Genomic DNA, 24,339 nt, shown 5'->3' on the forward strand with positions numbered 1-24,339 from the left:
GGCCATTGTCGGGGCGGCCGCATGGGCGCACGCGGCGCCGTTATTCTGCCGTGATCTTGCGATCCTTGATCAGCTTGCCCCAGCGGGCGCTGTCCTTCCTTACCATGGCGGCGAACTGTGCCGGCGTGCCGCCGACTGGCTCGGCGCCCAGCTTGCCCAGGCGCTCCCTGACTTCCGGCGACTGGATTGCCTTGTTGAACTCGGCATTGAGCCGGCTGACGATATCCGCCGGCATTCCCTTGGGCCCGTAGATGCCGAACCACGTATCGGACTCAAAGCCAGGCAGCCCCGACTCGCTGGCCGTCGGGATCTCCGGTGCCAGCGGCGAGCGCTTCGCGCTGGTCACGGCCAGCGCCTTGAGCTTGCCGTCCTTCACGTGCGGCAGGCCCGAGACGATGCTGTCGAACAGCACCTGCACCTTGCCCGAGATCAGGTCGGGCACGGCCAGCGCGGTGCCGCGGTACGGGATATGGGTGATGAACACGCCCGCCTGTGCCTTGAACGCCTCGGCCGTCAGGTGCACCACGGTGCCGTTGCCACTGGAAGCGTAGTTGAGCTCGCCGGGATGCTTCTTGGCGTAGTCCACCAGCTCGCGCACGTTCTTCACCGGCAGGCCGTTCGGCACCACCAGCACGTTGGTGGCGATCGCCACCTGGCTGATCGGGGTGAAGTCGGTCTCGGTGTTGTACGGCAGGCGGGTGTTGATGTACGGGCCGATCGAGTGCGTGCTGGTGGTCGCGATCAGCAGCGTGTAGCCGTCCGGCGCGGCCTTGGCCGCCATGTCGGAGCCGATCGCGCCGCCGGCGCCCGGGCGGTTGTCCACCACGATCTGCTGGCCGATGTCGGTGCCCACCTTCTGGGCAATGGCGCGCGCCAGCAGGTCGGTCGCACCGCTGGCCGGGAACGGCACGATCAGGCGGATCGGCTTGCCGGGATAGTTGTCGGCCAGTGCGGGCGTGGCGGCAAGGCACATGCCGCAGGCGGCGGCGATGCCGGCGAGGCGCAGCCAGGATTTCATGCTTGTCTCCGGAGTCAGGCTTGGGGCGGGCAAGGATAAGCGGGCAGGAATTGATGAGCCGGCTTAATTATTCCGTGCCGTCGGTCACAAAGAAAGCTAATATTTCTTTCCGATGTCACAAGAAAAATTTAAGTATCGGCGCGGCTTCGCCGGCGTTGCGCACGAACACCGATGAGCACTATCCGATTCCTCCGCACCTTCGTCGCCGTAGCCGAGCAAGGCTCCTTCGCCGCGGCCGCCGGGCAGGTGGCCCTGACCCAGGCCGCTGTCAGCCTGCAGATGCGCGCGCTGGAAAGCGAGCTGCGGCGTGAACTGTTCGACCGCAACGGCCGCGTTGCGGTGCTCAATGCCGATGGCCGCGCGCTATTGCCGCAAGCGCGGCGCCTGCTCGCGCTGTACGACGAGATGCGGCTGCCGCTGGCATCGGACCAGGCCATGGCCGGTGCCGTGGCCGTGGGCGCGGTGGTTTCGGTGATGGGCGGCCTGTCGCACGCGGTGGCCCGCATGAAGCGCACCTACCCGGCGCTCGACGTGCGCCTGGTCGGCGCCAAGTCGATCGAGCTGGCGGCACAGGTCGAGGCCGGCGAACTCGATGCGGCGATCCTGGTGGAAGGCGCCACGCGGATTCCCGGCACGCTGCGCTGGACGCCGCTTTACCAGGAGCCGCTGGTGGCGATCGCCGCACGCGGCAGTCCCGGCCGGGACGCGCGCGAGGCGCTTGCGCAGAACCCATACCTGCGCTTCGACCGCAGCCAGCGCACCGGCGTGCTGGTCGAGCGCGCGCTGCGCCGCGCGCACGTGAAGGTCAACGAGTTCCTGGAACTGAACGCCATCGAGGCGCTGGTCGAGCTGGTGCGCCAGGAGGTGGGCGTGACGGTGGTGCCGCTGCTGCGGCGCGCGCGCTGGCACGACGACGAGGCGCTGCGCATCCTGCCGCTGCTGGTCAACGGCGAGCCGGTCATGCGCCACATCGGCATGCTGGAGCGGCGCGACCACGCGCGCGGGCAGGTGACGGCTGCGGTGCGGGCGGCGTGCAGTGAACTGTTTGGCGCCTGAATGCACCGGAGTGGCACCTGAGCAGGTCGCCCTGGCGCCATAAGCACGGTCTATCGGCCAGATAGACAGAATCGCATTCTCCTCGGGCCGGGCTGTGCGTATATTTTGGTTGCGGACAGCTGCCGCGGAAGTCAGTCAGACCATTGCGGCTTCGCCCTGCGCGCGCCCGGATCATCACGCCGGTGCGCGCCCGCGCGCGTCCGCGCACCGGCGGCAACCAGCCGGGCTGCATTGCAGGAAGGTCCGGCAAGAAGCGAAGCGCCGGAGCGGGATCGTCGAAGTCAGGCAGCTATCGGGCAACAACAAGCAATCGAGCGACCGCTGACGCCATCGCGGCAGGCGTATGCAGTACGTCCCCACCAAGGAGAGAACGTATGTCTAACGAAGCAAAGTGTCCCTTCACGCATACCGCTGGCGGCGGTACGACCAATCGCGAGTGGTGGCCGAAGCAGTTGCGGCTGGACTTGCTCTCCCAGCACTCCGGCAAGTCCAACCCGCTGGGCGCGGACTTCAACTACCGTAAAGCGTTCAAGGACCTGGACCTCGCCGCGGTGAAGAAGGACCTGGCGGCGCTCATGACCGACTCGCAGGACTGGTGGCCGGCGGACTTCGGCCACTATGGCCCGCTGTTCATCCGCATGGCGTGGCACGCCGCCGGCACCTATCGCATCGGCGATGGCCGCGGCGGCGCCGGGCGCGGCCAGCAGCGTTTCGCGCCGCTCAACAGCTGGCCGGACAACGTCAGCCTGGACAAGGCGCGCCGCCTGCTATGGCCGATCAAGCAGAAATATGGCCAGAACATCTCGTGGGCCGACCTGCTGGTGCTGACCGGCAACGTCGCGCTCGAGACCATGGGCTTCAAGACCTTTGGTTTCGGCGGTGGCCGCGAGGACACCTGGGAGCCTGACGGCGATGTGTACTGGGGCGATGAAAAGACCTGGCTCGGCGGTGACCTGCGCTACGGCAAGGGTGCGGCGGGCAAGTACGATGACGCCGGCGTGCTTGTCGCCGACGAGGATATGCATGGCGCCGAGGCCAGCCGCACCGATCAAGGCCGCAATCTGGAGAACCCGCTGGCCGCGGTGCAGATGGGGCTGATCTATGTAAACCCGGAAGGCCCGGAAGGCAACCCGGACCCGCTTGCCGCGGCGCACGACATCCGCGAGACCTTCGCACGCATGGCCATGAACGACGAGGAAACCGTCGCGCTGATCGCCGGCGGGCATGCCTTCGGCAAGACGCACGGTGCCGGACCGGCGGACAATGTCGGGGCCGAACCGGAAGGCGCGGATCTCGAACTGCAGGGCCTGGGCTGGTCGAGCAGCTTCCAGACCGGCAAGGGCGCCGATACCATCACCAGCGGGCTGGAGGTCACCTGGAGCAAGACGCCGACGCAGTGGGGCAACAGCTACCTGGAAAACCTGTTCGGCCATGACTGGGAGCCGACCAAGAGCCCTGCGGGCGCCAACCAGTGGGTGGCCAAGAATGGCGGCGAAACCATCCCGCATGCGTTCGATCCGTCGAAGAAGCTGCGGCCGACGATGCTGACCACGGACCTGTCGCTGCGCTTCGACCCCGAGTACGAGAAGATCTCGCGGCGCTTCCTGGAACATCCCGACCAGCTCACAGATGCCTTCGCCCGCGCCTGGTTCAAGCTGACCCACCGCGACATGGGGCCGATCGCGCGCTACCTGGGCCCGGAAGTCCCGCAGGAAGATCTGCTCTGGCAGGATCCGGTGCCGAAGGTCGACCATCCTCTGGTCAACGACCAGGATGTCGCCGCGCTCAAGCAGAAAGTGCTGGCATCAGGCCTGCCGCTCTCGCAACTGGTGCAGACCGCGTGGGCGTCGGCATCGAGCTTCCGCGGTTCGGACAAGCGGGGCGGGGCCAATGGCGCCCGCATCCGGCTGGCGCCGCAGAAGGACTGGGCCGCGAACGAGCCCGAGCAACTGGGCAAGGTGCTCAAGGCGCTTGAAGGCATCCAGGCCGAGTTCAACGGCGCGCAGTCCGGTGGCAAGAAGATCTCGCTGGCGGACCTGATCGTGCTGGCCGGCGGCGCGGCCATCGAGCAGGCGGCGCAGAAGGCGGGCCACAAGGTCACAGTGCCGTTCTCGCCGGGCCGCACGGATGCCTCGCAGGAACAGACCGATGTGGAGGCGATGGCGTCGCTCGAGCCGAAGGCGGACGGGTTCCGCAACTTCGTCAAGGCGAAGTACAGCATCCCCCCCGAGCACCTGCTGATCGACAAGGCCCAGCTGCTCACGCTGACCGTGCCCGAGATGACGGTGCTGATCGGGGGCCTGCGCGTGCTGAACGTGCATACCGGGCCCGATGCGCATGGCGTCCTCACCGACCGCCCGGAAACGCTGACCAACGACTTCTTCCGCAACCTGCTCGACATGCGACTGGAATGGAAGCCGCTGTCGGACGAGCGCGACCTGTTTGAAGCGCGCGACCGCAAGACCGGCGACAAGAAGTGGACCGGCACGCGTGTCGACCTGGTGTTCGGTTCGAACTCGCAGTTGCGAGCCCTTTGCGAGGTCTATGCCAGCGAGGATGCGCAGGAAAAATTCGTCAGGGATTTCGTCGCGGCCTGGGCCAAGGTGATGAACCTCGACCGCTTCGACCTGCTCGATTGACGCCCGCTGTTTGAGCGCAGCGCGACCCTGTCACGGTGTCATGCCGTGGCGGGGTCGGCGCATGCGCGCCGTCATCAACAGGCGGCGCGGAAAAAAACGGCCGGCATGCGCCGGCCGCGGTGGTGTGGCATTGCCCTACATCATCCTGTGCGCGAAGTGGCCGCGCTTTGCATCGGCCATCAGTTCCATGAACTGGTCGGTGCTCATGTGCACCAGTTCCTGGTGGTCGCCCGCTTCGAAATAGACGTCGGCATGCGTCAGCAGGCTGTCGTCCAGCCAGGTCTGCGTGCCATACGCCATGGCGACCGGCGGGATCGCGCCGTGGTCGCAGTCCCTGAACACTTCGCGCACGCCATCCTCGTGCGCCAGCGACAGGTTGCGGCCGGTCTGCTCGCGGATCTCCGCCAGTTTCAGGTGGTGCGTGGAAGGAATCACCGCAGCGACATAGCCGCTGTCGTCTTCCAGCAGGACAGTCTTGGCCAGGCGGTCTCCGGGAATGTGTGCAGCGTGTGCAGTGGCCATGCTGCTCAGGCTGTAGGGGTGCCGAACGGTGTCGAACTGGCTGTGCCTGGTGCTCAGGCATTTCGCCAGCGTACTAGCCATGGTCATGATCTCAAACCTCCGACGCGCTCATCGCGACAGTTGTCCGGGTGCTAATACTATAGGTCGCTGCGGGCCCGGTGGAGGCGTGTCGCCGTGTCCATTCCCGGCAACAAAAAAAGGGCACCTTGCGGTGCCCTCAGTGTTGCATTGCGAGCCGGCCCACAGGCCGGCGGCAAGTCCTGCTTATTCTTCCTGGAACGCTTCTTCGCGCTTGGCCTTGATCGAAGGCAGCGCCACGATCACCACCAGCACCGCGGCGGCGATCAGCAGGCCCATCGACAGCGGACGCGTCACGAACACGCTGAAGTCACCCCGCGACAGCAGCAGCGAGCGGCGGAAGTTTTCTTCCATCATCGGCCCCAGCACGAAGCCGAGCAGCAGCGGAGCGGGTTCGCAGCGCAGCTTGATGAACAGGTAGCCCACCACGCCGAAGGCGGCGGTCTGGAACACGTCGAAGGTGGTGTTCTGGACCGAGTACACGCCGATGCAGCAGAACGTCAGGATGGCCGGGTACAGGTAGCGGTAAGGCACCTTCAGCAGCTTCACCCAGATGCCGATCAGCGGCAGGTTCAGCACGATCAGCATCAGGTTGCCGATCCACATCGAGGCGATCAGGCCCCAGAATAGCGCCGGATTGCTGGTCATCACCTGCGGGCCGGGCTGGATGTTGTGGATGGTCATCGCACCCACCATCAGCGCCATCACCGCGTTGGGCGGAATGCCCAGCGTCAGCAGCGGGATGAACGAGGTCTGCGAAGCCGCGTTGTTGGCCGATTCCGGACCGGCCACGCCTTCGATCGCGCCCTTGCCGAATTCCTGCGGGAACTTGGAGGTCTTCTTCTCCAGCGAGTACGCCGCGAACGAAGCCAGCGAGGCGCCGCCGCCCGGCAGGATGCCCAGCGCCGAACCCAGCGCGGTGCCGCGCAGCACGGCCGGGATCATGCGCTTGAAGTCGTCCTTGGTCGGGAACAGGTTGGTGATGTGGTCGGTAAAGGTTTCGCGCTGCTCCTTCTGCTCCAGGTTGGCGATGATTTCAGCAAAGCCGAAGATACCCATTGCCACCGAGACGAAGTTCAGGCCGTCGGTCAGTTCCGGCACGTCGAACGAGAAGCGCGCTGCGCCCGAGTTCACGTCGGTACCCACCAGGCCCAGCAGCAGGCCCAGCACGATCATGGCGATCGCCTTGACCAGCGAGCCCGAGGCCAGCACCACGGCGCCGATCAGGCCCAGCACCATCAGCGAGAAGTACTCGGCGGGGCCGAACTTGAAGGCCAGTTCCGACAGCGGCGCGGCAAACGCGGCCAGGATCATGGTGGCCACGCAGCCGGCGAAGAACGAGCCCAGGCCGGCGGTGGCAAGCGCCACCCCCGCTCGCCCTCGTCTTGCCATCTGGTAGCCATCGATGGTTGTCACCACCGAGGACGATTCACCCGGAAGGTTCACCAGGATGGCAGTGGTCGAGCCGCCGTACTGGGCACCGTAGTAGATACCGGCCAGCATGATCAGCGCGGCCACCGGCGGCAGCGTGTAGGTCACCGGCAGCAGCATGGCGATGGTCGCCAGCGGCCCCAGGCCCGGCAGCACGCCGATCAGGGTGCCCAGCACGCAGCCCAGGAAGGCGTACGCCAGGTTCTGGAAGGTCAGGGCGGTGGAGAAGCCCAGGCCCAGGTTAGTGAGTAGTTCCATGTTGGCGGCCTCCTTAGCTTGCCAGGAAAGCCGGCCACACCGGCATCTGCAGGTTGATGCCGTACACGAACGCGCCCAGGCTGATCAGCACCAGGATGATGGCGTTCAGGATGGCGCCCTTCCAGCTGAACTCGTGACTGGCCATCGACGACACCAGCACCAGCACCAGCACCGACAGCACCATGCCCAGCGGCTTGAGCAGCAGGCCGAACAGCACGACCGAGCCGAGAATCCACAACAGCGTCTTGATGTCCCAGCGGGCCAGTTGGTCTTCCTCAGCCTTGGAAGACAGCGAGCCCCACAGCACCAGCACGCCCAGCAGGGCGAGCACGATGCCGAGCCAGAACGGGAAGTATCCGGGTCCCATTTTTGCGGCGGTTCCCATGGAATAGCCGCGTGCGACCCAGGAAAAGCCGAATCCGACCAGGATGAACATCAGGCCGGAGGCGAAGTCCTTTTGGCTACGTATGCGCAAAGTGAATCTCCTCGAAAAGACGCTTGAAATCTGCGGTTGACCCTTTGTTGCGCCGCATCAATGTGGTCTGCAACGAAGGGCCCTCCTGCGGGCAGGGTGGAAGTTAAGGGGGCGACCTTTCAGCGACCTTTCAGATGTCTGCAAACAGGGTCATGGTTCGGGTATCCCCTAGTGAGATGGCGCTTAAAAGGCGCCTCGCCGGTTCGCAAAGCCAGTCTGGAGGCGGGCTGGCGGGTAAGGTGGCGGAAGTGCTGCGCTATCATCCGGAGCAGCCGGCGCCTTCGCATGGCGGTCTCCGCGGGAGCGCCGGCCTGAAAGCCCTGTAAGGTTTGAAAGGTTTCGGCAAGGACACATAGGTGAGGCAAGGAGCAGCTTGGAGAGCATCGACCACGTCATCCTGATCGGCGGCATCGTGATGTCGCTGGGCATCGTGCTGGGGGCGTTTTCGGCACGCTTCGGCGTGCCGTTCCTGCTCGTGTTCCTGGCCGTCGGCATGCTGGCCGGCGTGGACGGCCCGGGTGGCATCCGCTTCAACGACACCTGGCTCAGCTTCCTGGTCGGCAACCTGGCGCTGGCGGTGATCCTGCTGGACGGCGGCCTGCGCACGCGCTTTGCCACCTTCCGGGTTGCGCTCAGGCCGTCACTGTCGCTGGCGACCGTGGGCGTGCTGGTGACGGCGGGGCTGGTGGGCGTGTTCGCGGCGTGGCTGCTCGGTATCGACTGGCGGCTCGGGCTGCTGCTCGGTGCCATCGTCGGCTCGACCGATGCGGCGGCGGTTTTCTCGATGCTGCACAGCAGTGGCATCCGCCTCAAGGACCGGGTCGCGAGCGTGCTGGAGATCGAGTCGGGCATCAATGACCCGATGGCGATTTTCCTGACCCTGACGCTGATCGAATGGGTCACCGCACCTGGCGGGCTGACGCCGCTGGGTCTGGTGATGAGGCTGCTGGTCCAGTTCGGCGTGGGCGGTGCGCTCGGGCTGGCGCTGGGATATTGCCTGGCGCATGTGCTGGAGCGCATCCAGGTGGCCGAAGGCCTGCAGGCGATCCTGCTGTGCGCAGGCGGGGCCATGGTGTTCGCGCTGGTGCAGACCGCCGGCGGCAGCGGCTTTCTGGCGGTGTACCTGACCGGCATGCTGATCGGCAACCGCGAGCGCGCGGTCACCGCCGACGTGATGCGCGCGATGGACGGCATGGCCTGGCTGGCGCAGTCGGCGATGTTCCTGCTGCTGGGCCTGCTGGTGGCGCCGCATCGGATCCTGGAAGTGGCCGGGCCCGCTGTCGCGGTCGCCGCGTTCCTGATGCTGGTGGCGCGCCCGGTGGCGGTGTGGGTGGCGCTGCTGCCGTTCCGCTTCAATGCGCGCGAAAAGGGCTTTATCGCGTGGATGGGCCTGCGCGGCGCGGTGCCGATCGTGCTGGCGCTGTTCCCGCTGCTGCGCCAGGCCCCGGAGGCCGGCCTGCTGTTCCGCATCGCTTTTGCCGTGGTGCTGGCCAGCCTGCTGTTCCAGGGCACCACCGTATCGGTCGCGGCGCGGCTGGCGCGCGTGCGCCGGCCAGGCTATCCGGAGCCGGTGGCGCGTTCGCGGCTGCGCGGCACGCGCGCGCCGATCCTGGAAGTGATGCAGTTCTGCGTGGGCCCGAACGCGCCAGTGGAAAACGTACGCGCCGACCAGCTTGAGCTGCCGCCGCGCAGCCGCCTGCTGACGGTGGCGCGCGACGACACGCTGGCCGAACCGGGCCAGACGGTATTGCGCGCAGGCGACGCGGTCTGCGTGCTGGCGCCGGCCACCTCGTTGCCGACGCTGTCGGCGCTGTTCCAGACCCCGGGCCGGGCGCCCACGTGGGAACAGGTGTCGCACGATTTCCTGCTGTCAGGCGATGCGCCGCTGCGCGAAGTGGCTGCGCTCTATGGCACGCGCGAGCTGACGCCGGAGGAAGAGCCGCTGACGCTGGAAAAAGCGATGCAGCGCATGTTCACGTCGCCGCCGGTGGAGGGCGACAGCGTCGTGATCGCGGGGGTGCCGCTGACGGTCACGCGGATGGAAGGCGCGGAGATCGTGCAGGTGGGATTGCTGCTGCCGCGGCTGGAGGGGGATTCCGGCGGGAAACTGTGGGTGCGGCGGCGCAGGGAAGAAGCGGGCCGCGAGCGCACGTAATGCGCCGGTTGTCTCCCCTCTCCCGCCTGCGGGAGAGGGAGAGCGGCTGGGGGAGAGGGAGAACACCTTACCTTACTTAGGCAAGCTCGCGCGGCCTGGGAGCACCCCAAACCGTTGGTGCCGCGAGTGCTTGTCCTCAGTCGACCTTCGCCCCCGACACCTTCACGATCTGCGCATACTTCTTCAGTTCCTTCTGCACCAACGCGCCAAACTGCTCCGGCGTAGTTGGGGCCGGCTGTGCCCCGATGCGGGCCAGGCGCGCCTTCATGTCGTCCGTCTTCAGGATCGCCACGATCTCGTGGTTCAGCTTCTCCACGATTTCGCGCGGCGTATTGGCCGGCGCGAACACGCCGAACCAGGTCGAGATATCGAAGCCTTCGAGCCCCAGCCCCTTGCCGGCCTCGGCAATGGTCGGCAAGTCCGGGAATGCCGCCGCCCGGCCGGCGGTGGTCACGGCGAAGGCCTTGAGCTTGCCCGCCTTGATATTGGCCGATGCCGAAGCGAGGTTGTCGAAGATCAGGTCGGTCTGGCCCGACAGCACCGACAGCTGCGCGGGCGACGCGCCGTTGTAGGGAATATGGACCATGCTGATCTTCGCCATGCTCTTGAACAGCTCGCCCGAAAGGTGCCCGGCGCTGCCGTTGCCGCCCGAGGCATAGTCAAGCTTGCCCGGATTCTTGCGCGCGTAGGCAACCAGGTCGCGCACATTGTTGATATGCAGCTCGGCGGCCTTGCCGGGGTGCATTACCAGCACGTTGGGCACGTCGGCGACCAGCGTGATCGGCGCGAAGTCCTTCACGGGGTCATACGGCATCTTGCTGAACAGCGTCGGGTTGATGGCATGCGTGGCCACCGCGCCCATGACGATGGTGTAGCCGTCGGCCGGCTGCTTGGCGACGTAGTCCGCGCCCAGGTTGCCGCCGGCGCCCGGCTTGTTTTCCACCACCACCGGCTGGCCGAGGCTGTCGCGCAGCTTGTCGCCAATGGCGCGCGCCACGGTGTCGAGCGGGCCGCCGGCGGGATAGGGCACCACGAAGCGCACGGGCTTGGTGGGGTAGGCGTTGGTGGCCGCCACGGCGGCGGCGGGCATCAGCGCCGCGGTCAGCGCGGCGGCAAGCAGTTTTTTCAGCATGTTGTGGATGACAGAAGGATAGGGATTCCTAGCGGGCCCCGATGCCGCGCGCCATCATCACGGCGCACAGCGGCAGCAGGATCACCAGATGCGATTCGATCATGACCCAGCGCCGCGCCGCCTTGATCTCGGACGGCGGCGGCACGTAATCGGGCAGCCTGCGCGCCTGCTTGCGCCAGCGCGCGATGGCAAAGGTCGGCGGCAGCGAGCACAGCGCGATCAGCACGAACACGCCCATCTTGGCGTGGAACCACGGGTTGTGCAGGTAGAAGTCGACGCCCTTGGCGCCGTAGAACAGGCGCAGCAGGCCGGTCGCCAGTGCCAGCATCGCCGACAGGAAATAGAACAGGTCGTACAGCGACAGGCGCCGCACGGTGGCCGGGTTGAGGTCCGGGCGCAGCGCCACGGCCTCGGCGGCCATCAGCGTGATCAGCACGAAGATCGCAAGGAAATGCAGGAAGGCCAGGATGGCGTCGGTCAGCATGGGTTCTCCTTTGCTTTGCGCAGGCCAGCGCGGGTGGCGCGGGCCCGGGGAAAGTACTTCAGTGGGAACTGAACTTCCGGAAAGCACTTGCGGCAGGGCTGGCCCGCCGCAGGCAGGAGGAGAATCTTACAGCACACCTTTTGCGCGAAGTGCGGCGATCTGCCCGGCGCTGTAGCCCAGGGTCCCGGCCAGCACCGTGTCGGTGTGCTCGCCCAGCAGCGGCGGGTGGCGCAGCGCCTGCGGTGGCGTCGCGCTCATCTTGATCGGGCTGCCGACCAGCTTGACCTCGCCGGCGCTGGGGTGGGGCAGGTCCACGCGCAGGCCGCGCGCCTTGACCTGGTCGTCCTCGAACACGTCGTCGAGCGTGTTGATCGGGCCGCACGGCACGCCCGCGGCTTCCAGGTCGCGGATCCATTGCGCGCGGGTGCGCGGGCGCACCATCTCGGCCAGGATCGGCACCAGGATGTCGCGGTTGGCCACGCGCTGCGGGTTCGTGGCAAAGCGCGGGTCGTCGGCCAGTTCGGGCTGGCCGCCGTCGGCGACGAACTTGCGGAACTGCCCGTCGTTGCCCACCGCGACGATGATCCAGCCGTCGGCGGCCTGGAAGGTCTGGTAGGGCACGATGTTGGGGTGCGCATTGCCCCAGCGGCGCGGCGCCTCGCCGCTGGCGAGGTAGTTGGTGTTCATGTTGGCGAGCATGGCCACCTGCACGTCGAGCAGCGCCATGTCGATGTACTGGCCCTCGCCGGTGCGGTCGCGGTGCGCCAGCGCCGCCAGCACGGCGATGGTGGCGTACTGGCCCGTCATCAGGTCGGAAATGGCTACGCCTGCCTTCTGCGGGCCGCCGCCGGGCAGGTCGTCGCGCTCGCCGGTCAGGCTCATGAAACCGCCCATGCCCTGGATGATGAAGTCATAGCCGGGGCGCGCGGCGTACGGGCCGGTCTGGCCGAAGCCGGTGACCGAGCAGTAGATCAGGTCGGGCTTGACCTGCTTCAGGGAGTCGTAGTCCAGGCCATATTTCTTCAACTGGCCGACCTTGTAGTTCTCCAGCACCACGTCGCTCTGCGCGGCCAGGTCGCGCACGATCTGCTGGCCCTCGGGCGTGCTGATGTCGCAGGTGACAGAGCGCTTGTTGCGGTTGGCGGCCAGGTAGTAGGCGGCCTCGGCGGTGTCGCGGCCGTCTTCGTCCTTGAGCCAGGGCGGGCCCCAGGTGCGGGTGTCGTCGCCGGCGCCGGGGCGCTCGATCTTGATCACATCGGCGCCGAAGTCGGCAAGGTTCTGGGCGCACCAGGGACCGGCGAGGACGCGGGTCAGGTCGAGCACGCGGAGATGGCTTAAAGCTCCCATGGCGATAGAAGAAATTCTGAGGTGGTGCGGGGAAGGATCGGAAAACCGGCTGCCGGCGCCGCGGCGCGCAACGGGCCGGCGCGGGGTGCCTGCACTGTATCACCCGGGCCCGGCGAGGCAAGCCATGAGGTGATGCAAAAGCCTCTCCTCAGTATTTGATTTGGGCGATAGCCGGCCGGTGCCGGGGTATGGCGCCGGGCCTGCCCGGCATGCCCTGCTGGCGCTGCCTTGCCCGTATAATCAACGGTTTGCAAATCCAAAACTGACTCGTCGCGCCCGGCCCAGCCGCGGAAGCGTCCGCCATCCCATGAAAGTCTCAGACATTCGCAGCAAGTTCCTGCAGTTCTTCGAATCGAAGGGCCATACCGTGGTCCGCTCGTCCAGCCTGGTGCCGGCGAACGACCCGACGCTGCTGTTCACCAATTCCGGCATGGTGCAGTTCAAGGACGTGTTCCTGGGCACCGACAAGCGCCCGTACACCCGCGCGACCTCGTCGCAGCGTTCGGTGCGCGCCGGCGGCAAGCACAACGACCTGGAGAACGTGGGCTACACTGCCCGCCACCACACGTTCTTCGAGATGCTGGGCAACTTCTCGTTCGGCGACTACTTCAAGCGCGACGCCATCCTGTACGCGTGGGAACTGCTGACCAAGACCTACATGCTGCCGGCCGAGAAGCTGTGGGTGACGGTCTACGCGGAAGACGACGAAGCCTACGACATCTGGGCCAGGGAAGTGGGCGTGCCGACCGAGCGCATCGTGCGCATCGGCGACAACAAGGGCGCGCGCTACGCCTCGGACAACTTCTGGCAGATGGCCGACACCGGCCCCTGCGGCCCGTGCTCGGAAATCTTCTACGACCACGGCCCGGACGTGTGGGGCGGCCCGCCGGGATCGCCGGAGGAAGACGGCGACCGCTACATCGAGATCTGGAACCTGGTGTTCATGCAGTTCAACCGCGACGAGCAGGGCAACATGACGCCGCTGCCGAAGCCGTGCGTGGACACCGGCATGGGTCTGGAGCGCATCGCCGCGGTGCTGCAGCACGTGCACAGCAACTATGAGATCGACCTGTTCCAGGCACTGATCAAGGCGGCCGCGCGCGAGACGCATATCGACAACCTGAACCAGAACTCGCTGAAGGTCATCGCCGACCATATCCGCGCGTGCTCGTTCCTGATCGTCGACGGCGTGATCCCCGGCAACGAAGGCCGCGGCTACGTGCTGCGCCGCATCGTGCGCCGCGCCATCCGCCACGGCTACAAGCTGGGCCAGAAGACCCCGTTCTTCCACAAGCTGGTGCCCGACCTGGTCGCGCAGATGGGCGAAGCCTATCCGGAACTGGCCGAAGCCCAGTCGCGCGTGACCGAAGTGCTGAAGGCCGAGGAAGAGCGCTTCTTCGAGACCATCGAGAACGGCATGTCGATCCTGGATGCCGCGCTGGCCGAGCTGAAGCTCAAGGGCGGCAAGACGCTGGACGGCGAACTGGCCTTCAAGCTGCACGACACCTTCGGCTTCCCGCTGGACCTGACGCAGGACGTGTGCCGCGAGCAGGAAATCGGCGTGGATGAAGCCGCTTTCGACGCCGCCATGAGCCGCCAGCGCGAGCAGGCACGTGCCGCCGGCAAGTTCAAGATGGCCGCCGGCCTGGAGTACACGGGCGACAAGACCGTGTTCCATGGCTACGAAAAGCTGGAACTGCCGCAGGCAACGGTCACCGCGCTGTATGTGGATGGCGCCGCAGTCGACGCCATGCAGCCGGGCCAGACCGGCGTGGTGGTGCTCGACAACACCCCGTTCTATGCCGAGTCCGGCGGCCAGGCCGGCGACCAGGGCGTACTGAAGGCCGCGAATGGCAATGGTGCTGTCTTCGCCGTGGCCGATACCACCAAGGTCCAGGCCGACGTGTTCGGCCACCAGGGCACGCTGGCGGGCGGCGCGCTGAAGGTGGGCGACGCCGTGTCGGCCCAGGTCGACGCGCTGCGCCGCGCGCGCACCGTGCGCAACCACTCGGCCACCCACCTGATGCACAAGGCCCTGCGCGAAGTGCTGGGCACGCACGTGCAGCAGAAGGGCTCGCTGGTGGATGCGGACAAGACCCGCTTCGACTTCTCGCACAACGCGGCGCTGACCGAAGACCAGATCCGCCGGGTGGAAGAGATCGTCAACGCCGAGATCCTGCGCAACGAAGATACGCACGCCGAGATCATGCCGTTCGATGACGCCGTCAAGAGCGGCGCGATGGCGCTGTTCGGCGAGAAGTACGCCGACGACGTGCGCGTGCTGTCGATCGGCACCTCGAAGGAACTGTGCGGCGGCACGCACGTTCACCGCACCGGCGACATTGGCCTGTTCAAGATCGTGGTGGAAGGCGGCGTGGCCGCCGGCATCCGCCGCGTGGAAGCGATCACCGGCGACAACGCGCTGCACTACCTGCAGAACCTGGATGCGAAGCTGAATGAAGCCGCCGCCGTGCTGAAGGCGCAGCCGTCCGAGCTGGTGCCGCGCATCGGCCAGGTGCAGGACCAGGTGCGCGCGCTGGAGAAGGAGCTGGAGCGCCTGAAGAGCAAGCTGGCGGCTTCGCAGGGCGATGAGCTGGCGGCACAGGCCGTCGACATCAAGGGCCTGAAAGTGCTGGCTGCCCAGCTCGACGGCGCCGACGTCAAGACGCTGCGCGAGACCATGGACAAGCTCAAGGACAAGCTGCAGAGCGCGGCGATCGTGCTGGCGGCCGTGGCCGACGGCAAGGTCAGCCTGATCGCCGGCGTCACCGCCGATGCGACCGGCAAGGTCAAGGCCGGCGAGCTGGTCAACTTTGTCGCCCAGCAGGTGGGCGGCAAGGGCGGCGGCCGTCCGGACATGGCGCAGGCCGGCGGCACCGAGCCGGCCAAGCTGCCGCAGGCGCTGGCGGGTGTCAGCGAGTGGGTGGCGGCGAAGGTCTGATGGCCTGACCGTACCGCAAGCCGATGAGGAAGGGGCGCCAGTGGCGCCCCTTCTGCTTTTCTACTTCTTGGTGTTCTCCGTAATACTTCGCAACACCGTCAACAAATCGATCGGCATCGGAAAAACGATCGTCGAGCTCTTGTCCCCGGCGATCTGTGTCAGCGTCTGCATATAGCGCAGCTGCATCGCCTGCGGCTGCCGCGCGAGCATCTGCGCCGCTTCCAGCAGTTTCTCGGATGCCTGCAGCTCGCCCTCGGCGTGGATCACCTTGGCGCGCCGCTCGCGCTCGGCTTCGGCCTGCCGCGCGATCGCGCGCACCATGGACTCGTTCAGGTCGACGTGCTTGATCTCGACATTCGAGACCTTGATCCCCCACGCATCGGTCTGCGCATCCAGCACCTTCTGGATATCAAGGTTGAGCTTTTCCCGTTCGGCCAGCATCTCGTCCAGTTCGTGCTTGCCGAGCACCGCACGCAGTGTGGTCTGTGCAAGCTGGCTGGTCGCCTCGAGGAAGTTCGCCACCTGGATGATCGCCAGCTCCGGATCGACCACGCGGAAATACACCACCGCGTTCACCTTGACCGAAACGTTGTCGTGCGAGATCACGTCCTGCGGCGGCACGTCCATCACCACCGTGCGCAGGTCCACCCGGACCATCTGCTGCACGGCGGGAATGATCAGCACCAGGCCCGGGCCCTTCACCTTCCAGAAGCGGCCAAGCATGAAGACCACGCCGCGTTCGTATTCGCGCAGCACGCGGAACGACGTGATGATGAGCAATGCCAGCAGGAAGATCAAACCGCCGAAGCTGAATCCGAATGCCATGTTCAAGCTCCCTTGTCTGGAGTCGATTGAGCAGAAGAGGGCGCGGCGACCACTTCGAGCACCAGCCCATGCCGCGCGGTCACCACCACCGGCGTGCCGCGCGCCAGCGGATTCGCGCTGCGCACGCGCCAGCGTTCGCCGCGCACCGAGGCCCAGCCTTCCTGGCCGGGTGCCCCAGGCATGTCGTCGAGCAGTTCGCCGCGGCTGCCGACCAGCGTGTCGGCGCCGCTGACCACCGGCCGCCTGCGCGAGCGCAGCAGCAGCGCCGACATGCCGAACACGAACACCGCTGACATCGCCGACAGCGCCGCCACCATCGACAGCGGCACGCCGAAGCCCGGCATGTCGGTGTCGATCAGCATCACCGCGCCGAAGGCAAAGGCGATGATGCCGCCGACGCCCAGCGCGCCGAAGGTCGGCAGGAACAGCTCGGCCACCATGCAGCCGATGCCGAGCACCACCAGCGCCAGCCCCGCATAGTTGACCGGCAGCATGTGCAGCGCGAACAGCGCCAGCAGCAGGCAGATCGCGCCGACGATGCCGGGCACCACCATGCCGGGAGTGGAGAACTCGAAGATCAGCGCGTAGATGCCGATCATCATCAGCATCAGCGCCACGCTGGGCTCGGTGATGACGGCCAGGAAGCGGTTGCGCCAGTCAGGTTCCAGCGTCACCACCGGCGCATCACGCGTGCGTAGTTCGCTGGCCTTGCCGCCAGCGGTGGCCAGCTTGCGGCCTTCGACCTGGCGCAGCAGCGCCGGCAGGTCTGGCGCGACCACGTCGATCACCTTCTGTGCCAGTGCTTCGTCGGCCGACAGGCTGACGGCTTCGCGCACGGCGCGCTCGGCCCATTCGACATTGCGCCCGCGCAACTGGGCCAGGCCGCGGATATAGGCCGAGGCATCGTGCATCTGCTTGCGGGCCATGGTGTCGGCCGCGGCCGGTTCGCTGGAGGGCGCCGAGGCGGGCGTCGCGCCCGGCAGGGCGTCCGGCTTCTGCGGCCCGCCGATGCCGATCTGCACCGGGCTGGCCGCGCCCAGGTTGGTGCCCGGCGCCATGGCCGCGATGTGGCTGGCGTAGAGGATGTAGGTGCCCGCGCTGGCTGCGCGTGCCCCGCCCGGATAGACGTAGCTGGCCACCGGCACCGGTGACGCCAGGACCGCCTGGATGATTTCGCGCATCGAGGCATCGAGCCCGCCCGGGGTGTCCATCTCCAGTACCACCAGCTGCGCGCCAGCCTCGCGGGCACGCGCCATGCCGCGCACGATAAAGCTCGCGCTGGCCGGGCTGACCGCGCCTTTGAGCGGGATCACGTAGACCGGCGCGGTGGCCGTGGCGGCGGGCGCAGGAGCGGAAGCGGGTGCGGCCCGCGCATGCAGGGCGGCGAAGCCGACGGCCAATGCAGCGCTGCACGCCAATACAAGGCCGGCCAGCAGCCGAATCGCCCGCATGGGCGCGGTGACAGGTTTCATCGCAAGGGCGGGGCACGCAGGGTGCCGGGGTGGCGCCACTTTCAGTGTAGGCCACCGGGCACATCTTGTATGGCGGCGATGCGTGACGGCCGATTCAGGCGGCGGCGAGTCCGGCCTCGCCCCGCGGCCTCGGCGCGGGAGCGGGCAGCATGTCGGCCAGCGCATGCAATGCGGCGCCGGCCATGGCCGGATGCCAGGCCAGCATGGTGCGCACACGGCCCGCGCGGCCCAGGCTGTGCTGGCTGATGGCGGGCAGGTCCCGGTAAAGGCTCAGCACCGAACGTGGCACGATCGCGGCGCCGATGCCGGCCGCCGCGCACGCGACGATGGCATGGTAGGAGCCCAGCTCCAGCACGCGGGGCGGCGGCGCGCTTGCGCCGCCGGCATACCAGGCCTCGACCCGCGCGCGGTAGTTGCAGCCTGGTTCGAACGCCAGCAGCGTCGGCACTTCCAGGTCGGCGGAGGCGTGGATCGGGCGATGGCCCGCACGCGCGATCACCACCAGCTCTTCCTCGAAGGCCGGAATGGCCTCCAGTCCGGGTTCGGATATCGGCTCGGCGACAAAGGCGCAATCGACCTCGAAGCGCGCCAGTGCATCGAGCGCCTGCCGTGTCGCCAGCGTCACCAGCTCGAGCTGCACCTCGGGCCACGCCTGGTGATACGCCGCCAGCACATTGGGCAGCCGGCTGGCGGCGGTGCTTTCCATCGAGGCGATGCGCAGGCGGCCGCTCGGCCGTGCCGGCAGCACCGCCTGGCGCGCCTCCTCGGTCAGCTGCAGGATGCGGCAGGCGTAGTCGAACAGGGTCTGTCCCGCCGGCGTCAGAACCATGCGCCGGCCGTCGCGCACGAACAGCTCGACCCCTAGCGACTGCTCCAGCTGACGGACGCGCGTGGTGACATTGGATTGCACCCGGTGCAGCCGCTCGGCAGCGCGGGTGATGCCGCCGGCTTCGACGACGGCTCGGAAGATTTCAAGTGCGGCAAGGTCCATGGCCACTGGCTCCGGAGCGTGAATCCGACATCCATCTCGACTCAGAATGCATTGCATCTACATAATTCATTTTTCGGGATGGTTTGCACAGCGTAGCATACAGGGACCGCAATGCAACCGCTGCCCCAACAGCCAGAGCCAATGTCCAAGCTCAACAGCCTCGACCCCGACCAGGCCGCCGGCGCGGCCAGCCCGATACCGGCCGCGCAGATGCGTCACGCTGGTCCGGTGGCGGTAGCGATGGCCGGCCTGGTGTCGCTGGCGGTGGTGATGGGAATCGGCCGCTTCGCCTTTACACCTCTGCTGCCGATGATGCTGCACGACGGTATCGTCAACCTCCATCAGGGCGGCTGGCTGGCGACGGTCAACTACATCGGCTACTTCCTTGGCGCCGCGCTGTGCCTGTTTATCCGCCCCGACGCCGTGCGCATGGTGCGCTGGGGCCTGGTGGCGACGGTGCTGCTGACGCTGGGGATGGCGCTGCCGGGCGGCATGCCGGTGTGGTCGCTGTGGCGCTTCGCCGCTGGCGTGGTCAGCGCGGTGGTGATGGTCTATACCGCCGGCTGGTGCCTGCAGCGGCTGGCCGAACTGGGCACGCCGGAACTGGGCGGGCTGATCTTCTGCGGCCCGGGGCTGGGCATCGTCGCCACGGGCCTGGGCGCCTCCGGCATGGTTGGCGTGGGCTGGCATGCCGACCATGGCTGGCTGGCCTTCACCGTGCTGGCCGCGGTGCTGGTGGCGCCGGTGTGGCGCATCCTCGTGTCCACCCCGATGGCCACGGACGCCAGCCAGGCACCTGGCGCAGCGCCGCCAGCCACTGCCGCCGCGCGCCTCGACGCCCAGACCTGGGCCCTGACGCTGGCCTACGGCCTGGCCGGCTTCGGCTACATCATCACCGCCACCTTCCTGCCGGTGATCGCGCGCGAAGCGCTGCCGGGCACGGTCTGGGCCGACCTGTTCTGGCCGATCTTCGGCGCCGGCGTGGCGCTCGGCGCCTTGCTGGCGACGCGGGTGAGCATGGCCCACGACAGCCGCAAGCTGCTGACGCTCTCCTACGGCATGCAGGCGCTGGGGGTGGCGATCGCGGTGCTGTGGCCGACGGTGGCCGGGTTCGCGCTGAGCAGCCTGCTGGCCGGCCTGCCGTTCACCGCGCTGGTGGCCTTCGCCATGCGCGAGGCCCGGCGGCTGTGGGGCCCGCACGCGCCGCGGCTGATGGGGCTGATGACCGCGTCGTACGGCCTTGGCCAGATCGCCGGACCGCCGCTGGCGACCGCGCTGGTGGCGCGCACGGGCGGCTTCGCCAGCTCGCTGGCATGCGCGGCGGCGTCGCTGCTGGCGGGTGCGCTGGTGTTTGCCTGGATGCGCCGCGCCTGGCCGCTGGCGCCCGCACGGAGCGGATCGTGAAGGTGCGCTACAGTATCGCTTTTGCCGCCTGACGCGCCACGCATCGCGGCTGCCGCGCGTGCGCCGCAGCCCGTGGCGCAGCACGGAAGGCCGGGGCCGATCCCGGCACGCGAGACCGGGCGGCGCAGGAGCGAGCCCCATGTCTTTTGCCTTGCAGCCCGCGCGTGCCGCGGGCGCCTCCCCGCAGCCTGTCTCCGCCGACGAGCAGCGCGTGCGCGTCGACCTTGCCGCAGCCTACCGGCTGGCTGCGCGCGAGGGCTGGGATGACCTGATCTACACCCATATCTCCGCCACCGTGCCCGGTGAGCCCGACCACTTCCTGATCAACCCGTTCGGCTTTGCCTTCGACGAGATCCGCGCCGGCGACCTGGTCAAGATCAACGGCCGCGGCGAGGTCGTCGGCGAGACGGTGCACCCGGTCAACGTCACCGGCTTCGCGCTGCATGCCGCCGTGCACGCGGCCCGGCCCGACGCGATGTGCGTGATGCACCTGCATAACACCGCCGGCATCGCGGTGTCGGCGCAGGCCGCCGGCCTGCTGCCGCTGTCGCAGCACGCGATGCGCTTTTACGGCCGCATCGCCTATCACGACTACGAGGGTCTGGCTTTCAGCCCGGCCGAAGGCGGGCGGCTGACCGCGTCGTTGGGCGAGCACCCCGCCATGCTGTTGCGCAACCATGGCACGCTGACCGTCGGCCGCACCGTGGCCGAGGCCTACGTTCTGATGGCGACGCTGGTCAAGGCCTGCGAAATCCAGATCGCCGCGCAGGCGGGCGGCGCGCTGGTGCAGCCGGATGACGCGGTCGCGCACAAGACATCCGAGCAACTGTTCGACAACGGCGCGGTCGAGGGCGTGATGGAGTGGCCCGCGTTGCTGCGCAAACTCGATAGAATCGATCCTTCCTACCGGGACTGATTTCCGCGTCCCCGGCGAATTTCCAGAACACCAATCATCACAAGGAGCATTGCATGCCGACTTTCCACGTTGAAATGTTTGAGGGCCGTACCATCGATCAGAAGCGCAAGTTCGTCGAGGAAGTGACGCGCGTCACCTGCGAGACGCTGGGCTGTTCGGCCTCGGCGGTCGACATCATCATCACGGATGTCAAGCGCGAGAACTGGGCTACCGGCGGCGAGCTGTGGGCCGACAAGAAGTAAGGCACTGAACGGCCTGAACACCATGCAGCACTTCGCCTCCGACAACTACGCCGGCTTCTGCCCGGAATCGCTCAAATACTTCCTGGAAGCCAATGCCAGCGGCCATGAGCAGGCCTATGGCGACGACAGCTGGACACAGAAGGTCTGCGACCGCATCCGTGACCTGTTCCAGACCGATTGCGAAGTGTTCTTCGTGTTCAACGGCACGGCGGCCAACTCGCTGGCGCTGTCGGCGCTGTGCCAGTCGTACCACTCGGTGATCTGCCACGAGCTGGCGCATATCGAGACCGACGAGTGCGGCGGCCCGGAGTTCTTCTCCAACGGCTCCAAGCTGCTGACCGCGCCGGGCGAGGACGGCAAGCTCACGCCCGATGCGATCGAGGCGCTGGTGACGCGCCGCTCGGATATCCATTACCCCAAGCCCAAGGTGGTGTCGCTGACGCAGTCGACCGAGGTCGGCACGGTGTACAGCGTGGAGGAAGTGCGCGCGATCGCCGCGATCGCCAAGCGCCGGCAGCTGCGCGTGCATATGGACGGCGCGCGCTTTGCCAATGCGGTGGCGTATCTGGGCGTGCATCCGTCCGAGATCACCTGGCGCGCGGGCGTCGACGTGCTGTGCTTCGGCGGCACCAAGAACGGCCTGCCGGTGGGCGAGGCGGTGGTGTTCTTCGACCGCCGCCTGGCCGAGGACTTTGCCTACCGTGTCAAGCAGGCCGGGCAGCTGGCGTCGAAGATGCGGTTTATCTCGGCGCCATGGCTGGGCCTGCTCGAGAACGATGTGTGGCTGGCCAACGCGCGCCATGCCAACGCGATGGCGCAACTGCTGCAGCAGCGCATTGCCGATATCCCCGGCGTGCGCATCATGTTCCCGACGCAGTCCAATGCCGTCTTTGCCGAGCTGCCGCTGCCGGCGATCGAGGCGCTGCGCGCCAGGGGCTGGCGCTTCTATACCTTCATCGGCGCCGGCGGCTGCCGCTTCATGTGTTCGTGGGACCTGCAGCCGCAGACCGTAGAGGCGCTGGCCGCCGACATGCGCGCCGCATGTGGTGCCTCAATGGGTGCCTGAACACGGCAGCGCGATCATACTGATAACGAGACCCCTACAGGAGCCACCAAATGCAATACCGATTCTGCCCGCAATGCGGCGCGCCGCTCGAGGTGCTGCCGCTGTCCGGGCGCGAACGCCACGCCTGCGTGCAGCATGAATGCGGCTTCGTGCACTGGAACAATCCGCTGCCGGTGCTGGCCGCGGTGGTGGAGTACCAGGACAAGCTGCTGCTGGCGCGCAACGCCGCCTGGCCGCAGCAGATGTTTGCGCTGGTGACAGGGTTCCTGGAGCGCGACGAGCCGCCCGAACTGGGCGTGGCGCGTGAACTGAAGGAAGAGACCAACCTCGATACCGAGTCGGTCTCGCTGATCGGCGTCTACGAGTTCATGCGCAAGAACGAGCTGATCATCGCGTACCACGTCAAGGCGACCGGCACAGTCGAGCTGTCCGAGGAACTGGCCGAATACAAGCTGGTGGCGCCCGAGGACGTGCGCGTGTGGTCGGCAGGCACCGGCTTCGCCGTGGCCGACTGGCTGGCCGCGCGCGGCTACCCGGTGCGCTTCTTCGACCGGCAGACCGGCGAGGATATTCCGGATCCGCGCCGCCCGCATGACTTCAGCCAGGTCGGGGCTTCGCTACAATACCGCTGGTAACAGCCTCAGAAACCGAAGGAAGAGACGAATGGAGTTCCAGAAAGAAGTGGATGCGCGCGGCCTGAACTGCCCGCTGCCGATCCTGCGCACCAAGAAGGCGCTGGCCGACATGGCCAGCGGCGAAGTGCTGAAAGTGCTGGCGACCGATCCCGGCGCGACGCGCGATTTCCAGGCCTTTGCCAAGCAGACCGGCAACGAGCTGCTGTCGCATTCCGAAGTCGACAAGGTGTTCGTGTTCTACATGCGCCGCCGTTGATCGAAGGAAGAGAAAGAAAAAGCCGCTTTCGAGCGGCTTTTTCTTTTGGGGCGAGGCGAACGCTCAGCTGTTCGGTCGCGTCAGGTGCTCGCGCGACTCCAGGTAGGCGCTGAATTCGGCGCCCACTTCCGGGTGCTTCAGCGCAAACTCGACCGTCGCCTTCAGGTAGCCCAGCTTGCTGCCGCAGTCATAGCGGCGCCCCTGGTAGCGGTAGGCCAGCACCTGCTCCTGGCCCAGCAGCGACTGGATCGCGTCGGTCAGCTGGAACTCGCCGCCGGCGCCGGGCTTCAGCTCGCGCAGGTGGTCGAAGATGCGCGGCGTCAGGATGTAGCGGCCAACCACGCCCAGGTTGGACGGGGCGTCTTCCGGAGCGGGTTTTTCCACGATGCCCGATACCTTGATCACGCCTTCATCCCATTCGCGGCCATCGATCACGCCGTAGGAACGGCTTTGCTCCGGCGTGATTTCCTCGACGCCCAGCACCGAGCAGTTGTAGTGGTTGTAGGCGTCCACCATCTGCTTCATCACCGGCGGGTTGCCGTCGATCAGGTCATCGGCCAGCATGATCGCGAACGGCGTGTTGCCGACCAGCTTGGCCGCGCACAGCACCGCGTGGCCCAGGCCCAGTGCCTCGGGCTGGCGCACGTAGTAGCACTCCACGTTGGCGGGCTTGATCGAGCGCACTACGTCCAGCAGCGCCTGCTTGTTCTTGGCTTCGAGTTCGACTTCCAGCTCGAAGGCCTTGTCGAAATGATCCTCGATGGCGCGCTTGGAGCGGCCGGTGACGAAAATCATCTCGGTAATGCCGGCGGCCATGGCTTCTTCCACGGCGTACTGGATCAGCGGCTTGTCCACCACCGGCAGCATTTCCTTCGGGCTGGCCTTGGTGGCTGGCAGGAAGCGGGTGCCCAGGCCCGCGACCGGGAAGACGGCCTTGGTGACGCGATTTTCCATATCAGGTGTACCTCTCAGATGCTGGTTCATAACCCTGCCAGC

At 67.1% G+C, this 24,339-nt stretch carries 21 protein-coding genes; 10 read left to right on the plus strand and 11 right to left on the minus strand.

Translation table 11 applies throughout. The features are described from left to right. Positions 1-40: 40 nt before the first annotated feature. Positions 41-1,018: a Bug family tripartite tricarboxylate transporter substrate binding protein gene (locus K309_RS0105650; protein ID WP_029045509.1), complete on the minus strand. Its 978-nt coding sequence runs from the start codon at positions 1,016-1,018 to the stop codon at positions 41-43. Positions 1,019-1,189: 171 nt separating this feature from the next. On the opposite strand from K309_RS0105650, the gene K309_RS0105655 reads away from it, so the two are divergent. Together K309_RS0105655 and katG are read left to right on the plus strand one after the other, a co-directional pair. Further along, positions 1,190-2,074, plus strand: coding sequence for a LysR substrate-binding domain-containing protein (locus K309_RS0105655; protein WP_029045510.1), 885 nt, complete (start codon positions 1,190-1,192; stop codon positions 2,072-2,074). Positions 2,075-2,448: 374 nt separating this feature from the next. Further along, a complete protein-coding gene (gene katG / locus K309_RS0105660) occupies positions 2,449-4,713 on the plus strand; it encodes a catalase/peroxidase HPI (protein ID WP_029045511.1) in 2,265 nt (754 codons plus the stop codon). A 135-nt stretch (positions 4,714-4,848) separates the two neighbouring features. Here the strand turns inward: katG and K309_RS0105665 are convergent, their stop codons facing one another. The 3 genes from K309_RS0105665 to K309_RS0105675 all read right to left on the minus strand — a co-directional run bounded on the left by K309_RS0105665 (position 4,849) and on the right by K309_RS0105675 (position 7,477). Next, on the minus strand, positions 4,849-5,322 hold the full coding sequence (locus tag K309_RS0105665) for an aminoacyl-tRNA deacylase (protein ID WP_029045512.1): 474 nt from the start codon (positions 5,320-5,322) through the stop codon (positions 4,849-4,851). A gap of 177 nt (positions 5,323-5,499) precedes the next feature. After that, positions 5,500-7,002, minus strand: a complete 1,503-nt coding sequence (locus K309_RS0105670; RefSeq protein WP_029045513.1) for a tripartite tricarboxylate transporter permease — start codon at positions 7,000-7,002, stop codon at positions 5,500-5,502. Positions 7,003-7,015: 13 nt separating this feature from the next. Further along, positions 7,016-7,477: a tripartite tricarboxylate transporter TctB family protein gene (locus K309_RS0105675; RefSeq protein ID WP_029045514.1), complete on the minus strand. Its 462-nt coding sequence runs from the start codon at positions 7,475-7,477 to the stop codon at positions 7,016-7,018. Positions 7,478-7,850: 373 nt separating this feature from the next. Here K309_RS0105675 and K309_RS0105680 point away from each other — a divergent pair, with 373 nt between their 5' ends. Beyond that, positions 7,851-9,632, plus strand: coding sequence for a potassium/proton antiporter (locus tag K309_RS0105680; protein WP_029045515.1), 1,782 nt, complete (start codon positions 7,851-7,853; stop codon positions 9,630-9,632). A gap of 136 nt (positions 9,633-9,768) precedes the next feature. On the opposite strand, the gene K309_RS0105685 is transcribed toward K309_RS0105680, so the two are convergent. The 3 genes from K309_RS0105685 to K309_RS0105695 form a co-directional block, all read right to left on the minus strand. Next, the gene (locus tag K309_RS0105685) at positions 9,769-10,764 is read right to left on the minus strand and encodes a tripartite tricarboxylate transporter substrate binding protein (RefSeq protein WP_029045516.1); all 996 of its coding nucleotides are present in this window, start codon (positions 10,762-10,764) and stop codon (positions 9,769-9,771) included. Positions 10,765-10,792: 28 nt separating this feature from the next. After that, a complete protein-coding gene (locus K309_RS0105690) occupies positions 10,793-11,248 on the minus strand; it encodes a DUF2214 family protein (RefSeq protein ID WP_029045517.1) in 456 nt (151 codons plus the stop codon). A 126-nt stretch (positions 11,249-11,374) separates the two neighbouring features. After that, positions 11,375-12,595, minus strand: coding sequence for a CaiB/BaiF CoA transferase family protein (locus K309_RS0105695; RefSeq protein WP_029045518.1), 1,221 nt, complete (start codon positions 12,593-12,595; stop codon positions 11,375-11,377). Between the two features lie 307 nt (positions 12,596-12,902). Between K309_RS0105695 and alaS the strand changes: the two genes are divergently transcribed. Further along, positions 12,903-15,536, plus strand: coding sequence for an alanine--tRNA ligase (alaS, locus tag K309_RS0105700; RefSeq protein ID WP_029045519.1), 2,634 nt, complete (start codon positions 12,903-12,905; stop codon positions 15,534-15,536). 60 nt (positions 15,537-15,596) lie between these two features. On the opposite strand, the gene K309_RS0105705 is transcribed toward alaS, so the two are convergent. The 3 genes from K309_RS0105705 to K309_RS0105715 form a co-directional block, all read right to left on the minus strand. Further along, positions 15,597-16,361: a slipin family protein gene (locus K309_RS0105705; RefSeq protein ID WP_029045520.1), complete on the minus strand. Its 765-nt coding sequence runs from the start codon at positions 16,359-16,361 to the stop codon at positions 15,597-15,599. A gap of 2 nt (positions 16,362-16,363) precedes the next feature. Beyond that, the gene (locus tag K309_RS0105710) at positions 16,364-17,833 is read right to left on the minus strand and encodes an NfeD family protein (protein WP_029045521.1); all 1,470 of its coding nucleotides are present in this window, start codon (positions 17,831-17,833) and stop codon (positions 16,364-16,366) included. 94 nt (positions 17,834-17,927) lie between these two features. Beyond that, positions 17,928-18,824, minus strand: coding sequence for a LysR family transcriptional regulator (locus K309_RS0105715; RefSeq protein ID WP_029045522.1), 897 nt, complete (start codon positions 18,822-18,824; stop codon positions 17,928-17,930). A 141-nt stretch (positions 18,825-18,965) separates the two neighbouring features. Between K309_RS0105715 and K309_RS0105720 the strand changes: the two genes are divergently transcribed. The 6 genes from K309_RS0105720 to K309_RS0105745 all read left to right on the plus strand — a co-directional run bounded on the left by K309_RS0105720 (position 18,966) and on the right by K309_RS0105745 (position 23,343). Further along, entirely contained in the window at positions 18,966-20,228 is a 1,263-nt protein-coding gene (locus K309_RS0105720) for a YbfB/YjiJ family MFS transporter (RefSeq protein ID WP_029045523.1), read from the plus strand. Between the two features lie 139 nt (positions 20,229-20,367). Beyond that, positions 20,368-21,144, plus strand: coding sequence for a class II aldolase/adducin family protein (locus tag K309_RS0105725; protein WP_029045524.1), 777 nt, complete (start codon positions 20,368-20,370; stop codon positions 21,142-21,144). Positions 21,145-21,197: 53 nt separating this feature from the next. Further along, entirely contained in the window at positions 21,198-21,386 is a 189-nt protein-coding gene (locus K309_RS0105730; protein ID WP_029045525.1) for a 4-oxalocrotonate tautomerase, read from the plus strand. 22 nt (positions 21,387-21,408) lie between these two features. Further along, positions 21,409-22,452 carry a threonine aldolase family protein gene (locus K309_RS0105735; protein ID WP_029045526.1) on the plus strand — a complete coding sequence of 348 codons (1,044 nt, stop codon included), beginning with the start codon at positions 21,409-21,411 and terminating at the stop codon, positions 22,450-22,452. Between the two features lie 50 nt (positions 22,453-22,502). After that, complete coding sequence (locus K309_RS0105740; RefSeq protein ID WP_029045527.1) at positions 22,503-23,087, plus strand: NUDIX domain-containing protein; 585 nt, start codon at positions 22,503-22,505, stop codon at positions 23,085-23,087. A 28-nt stretch (positions 23,088-23,115) separates the two neighbouring features. Beyond that, complete coding sequence (locus K309_RS0105745) at positions 23,116-23,343, plus strand: sulfurtransferase TusA family protein (RefSeq protein WP_029045528.1); 228 nt, start codon at positions 23,116-23,118, stop codon at positions 23,341-23,343. Between the two features lie 63 nt (positions 23,344-23,406). Here K309_RS0105745 and galU read toward each other — a convergent pair whose 3' ends face one another. Then, on the minus strand, positions 23,407-24,297 hold the full coding sequence (gene galU, locus K309_RS0105750) for a UTP--glucose-1-phosphate uridylyltransferase GalU (RefSeq protein ID WP_029045529.1): 891 nt from the start codon (positions 24,295-24,297) through the stop codon (positions 23,407-23,409). Between the last annotated feature and the right edge of the window lie 42 nt (positions 24,298-24,339).

It is taken from the genome of Cupriavidus phytohabitans (assembly GCF_000426345.1).
GTDB lineage: Bacteria > Pseudomonadota > Gammaproteobacteria > Burkholderiales > Burkholderiaceae > Cupriavidus.

Excerpts from the sequence above, each read along its gene's own strand:
- K309_RS0105670 (WP_029045513.1), bottom strand. The coding sequence starts at position 7,002 with ATGGAACTACTCACTAACCTGGGCCTGGGCTTCTCCACCGCCCTGACC.
- K309_RS0105735 (WP_029045526.1), top strand. The coding sequence starts at position 21,409 with ATGCAGCACTTCGCCTCCGACAACTACGCCGGCTTCTGCCCGGAATCG.
- alaS (WP_029045519.1), top strand. The coding sequence starts at position 12,903 with ATGAAAGTCTCAGACATTCGCAGCAAGTTCCTGCAGTTCTTCGAATCG.
- K309_RS0105745 (WP_029045528.1), top strand. The coding sequence starts at position 23,116 with ATGGAGTTCCAGAAAGAAGTGGATGCGCGCGGCCTGAACTGCCCGCTG.
- katG (WP_029045511.1), top strand. The coding sequence starts at position 2,449 with ATGTCTAACGAAGCAAAGTGTCCCTTCACGCATACCGCTGGCGGCGGT.
- K309_RS0105665 (WP_029045512.1), bottom strand. The coding sequence starts at position 5,322 with ATGACCATGGCTAGTACGCTGGCGAAATGCCTGAGCACCAGGCACAGC.
- K309_RS0105690 (WP_029045517.1), bottom strand. The coding sequence starts at position 11,248 with ATGCTGACCGACGCCATCCTGGCCTTCCTGCATTTCCTTGCGATCTTC.
- K309_RS0105715 (WP_029045522.1), bottom strand. The coding sequence starts at position 18,824 with ATGGACCTTGCCGCACTTGAAATCTTCCGAGCCGTCGTCGAAGCCGGC.
- K309_RS0105710 (WP_029045521.1), bottom strand. The coding sequence starts at position 17,833 with ATGAAACCTGTCACCGCGCCCATGCGGGCGATTCGGCTGCTGGCCGGC.
- K309_RS0105685 (WP_029045516.1), bottom strand. The coding sequence starts at position 10,764 with ATGCTGAAAAAACTGCTTGCCGCCGCGCTGACCGCGGCGCTGATGCCC.
- galU (WP_029045529.1), bottom strand. The coding sequence starts at position 24,297 with ATGGAAAATCGCGTCACCAAGGCCGTCTTCCCGGTCGCGGGCCTGGGC.
- K309_RS0105655 (WP_029045510.1), top strand. The coding sequence starts at position 1,190 with ATGAGCACTATCCGATTCCTCCGCACCTTCGTCGCCGTAGCCGAGCAA.
- K309_RS0105720 (WP_029045523.1), top strand. The coding sequence starts at position 18,966 with ATGTCCAAGCTCAACAGCCTCGACCCCGACCAGGCCGCCGGCGCGGCC.
- K309_RS0105740 (WP_029045527.1), top strand. The coding sequence starts at position 22,503 with ATGCAATACCGATTCTGCCCGCAATGCGGCGCGCCGCTCGAGGTGCTG.
- K309_RS0105730 (WP_029045525.1), top strand. The coding sequence starts at position 21,198 with ATGCCGACTTTCCACGTTGAAATGTTTGAGGGCCGTACCATCGATCAG.
- K309_RS0105725 (WP_029045524.1), top strand. The coding sequence starts at position 20,368 with ATGTCTTTTGCCTTGCAGCCCGCGCGTGCCGCGGGCGCCTCCCCGCAG.
- K309_RS0105650 (WP_029045509.1), bottom strand. The coding sequence starts at position 1,018 with ATGAAATCCTGGCTGCGCCTCGCCGGCATCGCCGCCGCCTGCGGCATG.
- K309_RS0105705 (WP_029045520.1), bottom strand. The coding sequence starts at position 16,361 with ATGGCATTCGGATTCAGCTTCGGCGGTTTGATCTTCCTGCTGGCATTG.
- K309_RS0105695 (WP_029045518.1), bottom strand. The coding sequence starts at position 12,595 with ATGGGAGCTTTAAGCCATCTCCGCGTGCTCGACCTGACCCGCGTCCTC.